General features: G+C 41.1%; 5 protein-coding genes. All 5 read left to right on the top strand.

The annotated features are described in order from the left end of the window. The coding region (locus B4G94_RS20195; protein WP_286861461.1) for a nuclear transport factor 2 family protein at positions 1 to 437 on the top strand (437 nt) is incomplete at its 5' end. A 518-nt stretch (positions 438 to 955) separates the two neighbouring features. Beyond that, a complete protein-coding gene (locus tag B4G94_RS20190) occupies positions 956 to 2,746 on the top strand; it encodes a hypothetical protein (protein WP_286861459.1) in 1,791 nt (596 codons plus the stop codon). 2 nt (positions 2,747 to 2,748) lie between these two features. Continuing rightward, on the top strand, positions 2,749 to 3,609 hold the full coding sequence (locus B4G94_RS20185; protein WP_286861457.1) for a hypothetical protein: 861 nt from the start codon (positions 2,749 to 2,751) through the stop codon (positions 3,607 to 3,609). 48 nt (positions 3,610 to 3,657) lie between these two features. Then, a complete protein-coding gene (locus B4G94_RS20180; protein WP_286861455.1) occupies positions 3,658 to 4,002 on the top strand; it encodes a hypothetical protein in 345 nt (114 codons plus the stop codon). A 176-nt stretch (positions 4,003 to 4,178) separates the two neighbouring features. Then, entirely contained in the window at positions 4,179 to 4,400 is a 222-nt protein-coding gene (locus B4G94_RS20175) for a DUF7336 domain-containing protein (protein WP_286861453.1), read from the top strand. The last annotated feature ends 361 nt before the right edge of the window (positions 4,401 to 4,761 follow it).

Genomic DNA, 4,761 nt, shown 5'->3' with positions numbered 1-4,761 from the left:
TAGTAAAAACATTCGCAGCAGCAGCCTTAATCGCAGTATCAACATTCGCTATGGCGGCTGACAAAACAGCATCAAAATCTGAAAAAGCAAACGTAGATCTTTCCACAGCAGACTTCGCTTTAGCGCATTATGTTGCGGTAACGACCGAAGGTGAATCTGCAGGCGTGGAGCAGTTATTTGCGACAGATTTCAATAAAAAAATCCAAGCATCCAATGCACAAAATCATAACCGTAGCGAAGTCGTTAAATCCTTGAAAAAACAAAAAGGAGAGAAGCTGAACTGTACAGTAAAAACTGACATTATCGAAGAGTCAGCGGATTACATGGTTGCCAAAGTAACCTTGAAATTTGAAGACTTTACCAAGACTGATCTCGTTACTTTGGAACGTGAGGGCAATACCTGGAAAGTATCCCAATCGTTTAATTCGTATAAATAAGAGCCATCCCTTACAAATATATAAATGTCGTAGAGCCACCTCGTGAGATGTGGCTTTTTTACGTCAAAAGGGCCTGATTCTCATCAGACCCTTTCTCTTAGCGTTTATTTGTACAGTAATCTTTATGTTTCCTATCGTTTCCTCTTTTTTGTTTCGTCATCCAAAGTTTTTCAGGACTATTGGATTTTCACTGTACGACGCCAATTTTTATGTCGGCCCTTTCTTTCGAAAGGTAGCTTGTAGCCGTTTTGTATTATAAGAACAACAGTCGATTTGAAATAGTTTTATAAAAAATATCTTTTTAAACCATTGTTCCAATTCTGCCTGTCAGATTGATACGCTCTGTCACAATTTACTGCGATTTTTTGTTTAATTAATTAAATATTACTATCTTAAAGTTATAAACAGATCAGTCAGATCATTGACTGATCTTTAAGCTATATTTTTCGATTATAAACTTATTGTGATTTCTCACAGCAGCGCCATGGGAATCACGAGCTATTTAACCGATATCCAATATGAACCAACAGTCAGCAGATCAACATCCCATCTTAGAGGTATTTCTCAGTGATAAGCCAGATGCTCCCACATCATACTCCAATTTTAGTTTAAAAGATCAGGGCACCATTATAGATTTTCAGGAATATATTTTTGGAGATTCCACCATCAAATGCCACTACCTCTATGGCAACAATATTACCGCCTGCTTCTTCGCCAGTTTTACCGAAGATGAAAAAAAAATATACACTATTCCAGCGGAGCCAGTCGTCACCTTTCATATACAATTGTCTGAGGACTGCCTTTTAAGGTTTGCACATGGGCAGGAGCAACACCGCGTTACTAAGCGACAGTGTCGTTTATTCTGGCAGAATGATCAAATCATGGCTCATCAACCGGCACAGAGTGAGTCTGACTATTTGAATCTGTATATCCGGCCCGGCCATTTACTGGAAATGGCAGACCGTTATCCGATTTTGAGTGAACTGGCGATGGATGTCGCTACAAAGGCTCAAGGTTCGCTAGATTTTTTTGTAGGAAAGGCTGACCAGCAACTATTGGACTCCATTGATGATCTGTTACTTGAAGTGAGGACCTATCAGGTAAGCGACCAGCGCTTTACCCATCTGTGCGAATGTCTCTTGCTCAGATGTCTAGATATTCCCGTTAGCGTGGAGCCCCCGCCTGCAGATGCGGTCAAACGAACTTTTGACAGTGCCTTCGCTCATTTGGAAGATAATGTATTTTCTGAGGAGCAAAATAGCAACTTATGGAGCATAGCACGCTATTATAATAGAAATCAGCTGATCGAAAAGTTTTATGAATTCAAAGAAGAATATCTACGTCTCAAAGCGGATCGAAATAAAAGTAAAGCACTTATGCAGCAGGTCAAAGCCTGTTATCACCGGGTTATGGGCGATTGGGCAGATGTCCTGGCTGACACCTACTTTTGGATGGCACAGCAGCTGAATGAGCAGAAGGAAAGATTTAGCCTGACCGAGCATGAGGAGCAAACCGTGGCCGAGGCGATTATTACTCTCTGCGATCAATCCTTTGAGCTGTCTACCCCAGGCCCAGATCAGCTCGAGTTTTATACCCGCCATACCGGGCAGCCCTATGCCGGTGATCTGGGGTTACAAGAGTTTGGCCGGATATTGAATATGGTCGTCCCCAATTTGGATTTGCCCCTGGACAAACTGGACGAAAGTAAAGAGAGCGGGGCCATCATGGATCAATACCTGCAGGACCATCTCGGATTTACACCCTTATCGCATTTTACAGAAAAAGGCGAAATGGACAAACCCCGAAAAGTGGTGGAGCTTTATCATACCCTTATGCAACAGATGACCGATGAGTTCACCATTACTGATACGGGTGATATCAAGAAGAGCGATCTGATCCGTATCCTTGATCATGCTTACCAGCAGAACGATGTCATCATGCTGTTGCTGTTTGAGATCGACCACCTCACAGATCAGGAGGATTATGTCAAGAGCCAAAAGTTTAATAAAATAAGTGCGTGGGTGATGGTGTTGGAAGAAACCAACGAAAACTGGTATGATCAGTCCTACAGCAGCAAGCAGGATGAGCTATTTGGCTATTTGGTGCATGTTTATATGCGGTCAGGCAATGATATGGAAGCTGTGGAGCAACAAGTCAGACAAACCAAGGAGATATACGACAAGATGGTGCCAGCATTTCTTGATATTGGCTATGCCATGGAATCACAGACGGAAAAGCATATGTTTTTGCTGTTGGCCGAATCATTGATTATTGCCGCTCAAACTCCTTATGAAGAAGGGGAAAGTTAAATATGAAAAGGAAGAAGAAAACCAAAGCTCCAGTCAATACCGCTAAAGAGACTCAGGAAAGATATCGCGCCTATATCAAGTCGATTAAACTACTTTTCGAAAAAATGGTCGGTCCGGGCTACTTTGAGATGCTTTCTCCAAAGCTATTGGCTCAGTTTTATAAAAACCGTTATCCGGCACTAAAGATCATTATTGATGACGACGTTATTGCCGACACTCAGAGCCGAGAAAGCTATCGGGCAAGCATTACTGGTCTTATCAAAAAATGCACGCTCACCCTACCATCGGGCGAGCAGATTTTTATTTCGACTTTTTTTACGGATTTGGCACTTATTGTTCATTTTGTCGAGTTCCTTTCTAGCCACTGTATTAAAGAGCATGTCAAGATGAGGACTGCTTTTGCGCCTTATCTGACCTCCGGAGACTGGCTTTTTCAAACGAAGACTAGAGCTTTTTATACATTGAGCTTTACGAACGAGCAGTTTTATGATCCTATCAAAGGCACCTTGCAGTTTGATGTATCCGATCTGGCACTGACTAAGCCCGGCGGGCGAAATCAGGTCCGCTTGCGGAGGTTGAAAAACAAATTGGATAAGCAGGAGATCGATGGCTTCGCAAGACCAATTGTGGCCATCGGTGATGCTTCGGTTTTCGTAGGCGACTGGACACAATGGATACAATTCGATCCGGCGAGGTTCGGTATTACACATATTTCCGATGCGGAAGCCAAACCACTCTATATACAGCATCATGCGCTCAATCGTTTCGAAGAACGCACCTATAGTCCCAAAGGCTTCATACAGATTTACCTTGCCCAGACTTTTATTTATGGTACACCCGAGGTAATCGTATATCGTGGGTAGGTACTCATCGCCTGTTATTGTGCCAGACACAAGGTTGGCTATTTTCTGGTGAGCTATCATGGTGATAAATGGATCATACGTACCTTTCTTTTTCTGACAAATGAAGGTACTCCCGAGGGTACAAAGCTGAAGGAGATTGTGGGGTTGGAAAAGGAAGACGCTAAATATCTGATGATAGACCGGGTCACCGCGTTTTTGGATTATGATATTGAGCATGATCAGCGGCTTCGGGATTTGTTTGAAACTGCGGGCTGCGGTTCGCTCTTCGGGTTTATTAAGCTTTTTGTGCGACCAGAAGATAATGTCAAAAATAGTGCATCGATCGCTAATTATCTTTTTGGTAGAGCGGAAGAACCAAATGTGTTTTTAGAGGATAATTTAAAGGTAATTTGATGAGATGCTATTACTTTTTTAATAGATTGGATTTTGGGGAGCCATTTATCGTATCGGATGTTCAGTATTGATAATTCAAGAAAGGCTTACAAAGGAAAAATTGTTTTAAAAAGTCATAAATTTATTAAAGAGCTTGTCTATAGAGAAATCATTAGATCATATAAAAGATTTTTTGTATGAAACACGTTTATTTATTATGGCACACCTATGTTGATGAAACATTGGCTGGGGGTGAGGACGTTAAATTGATCCGAGTATACAGCTCCAAAGAATTAGCTGAGGCAGCTTTAGTAAGGATCTCAAAATTTAGAGGTTTCAGCGATCAGCTTAAAGGTTTTGAGATTTCACCATATGAGGTTGATATAGATAGCTGGAAAGCGGGTTTTACTCTTGTATAAATTCCATTGTCGCGCACTATCTCAAAATCAGTTGCCTTCCTTTTTCATTTCAATTTTATTTCTCCCATTCGTTTCTGTCTGGATACATCTTGAGATATTTTGTTGGTGGTAATAATGGTAAATTGTTATAGGGATATTTTCGGTCAAATTTAGTCATTTCTACAAGTGTAAATTTTACTTCTGTTCGTTTTACGAGTGTAAAAATAATGAAAAATTACTCTTGTTTTTTGTTTAGGTGTAAAAAATACTCTTATTTGCTTTTCACCTCCCCATTCCCACCATTCACCGAGTTTTCCTGATCGTTGGTCTAATGCCTGTATGCTAGGGGCGTATTGTGTCGTAGTTTTGAGTCAACAAATAA

It is taken from the genome of Sphingobacterium sp. UBA7625, from assembly GCF_002484085.1.
Lineage (GTDB): Bacteria > Bacteroidota > Bacteroidia > Sphingobacteriales > Sphingobacteriaceae > Sphingobacterium > Sphingobacterium athyrii.
Note: the sequence above shows the minus strand (reverse complement) of the source record. Positions and strands in the feature narration are given on the sequence as shown.

Bases quoted from the DNA above. Each gene is read 5' to 3' on its own strand.
- B4G94_RS20190 (WP_286861459.1), top strand. From the start codon at position 956: ATGAACCAACAGTCAGCAGATCAACATCCCATCTTAGAGGTATTTCTC.
- B4G94_RS20185 (WP_286861457.1), top strand. From the start codon at position 2,749: ATGAAAAGGAAGAAGAAAACCAAAGCTCCAGTCAATACCGCTAAAGAG.
- B4G94_RS20175 (WP_286861453.1), top strand. From the start codon at position 4,179: ATGAAACACGTTTATTTATTATGGCACACCTATGTTGATGAAACATTG.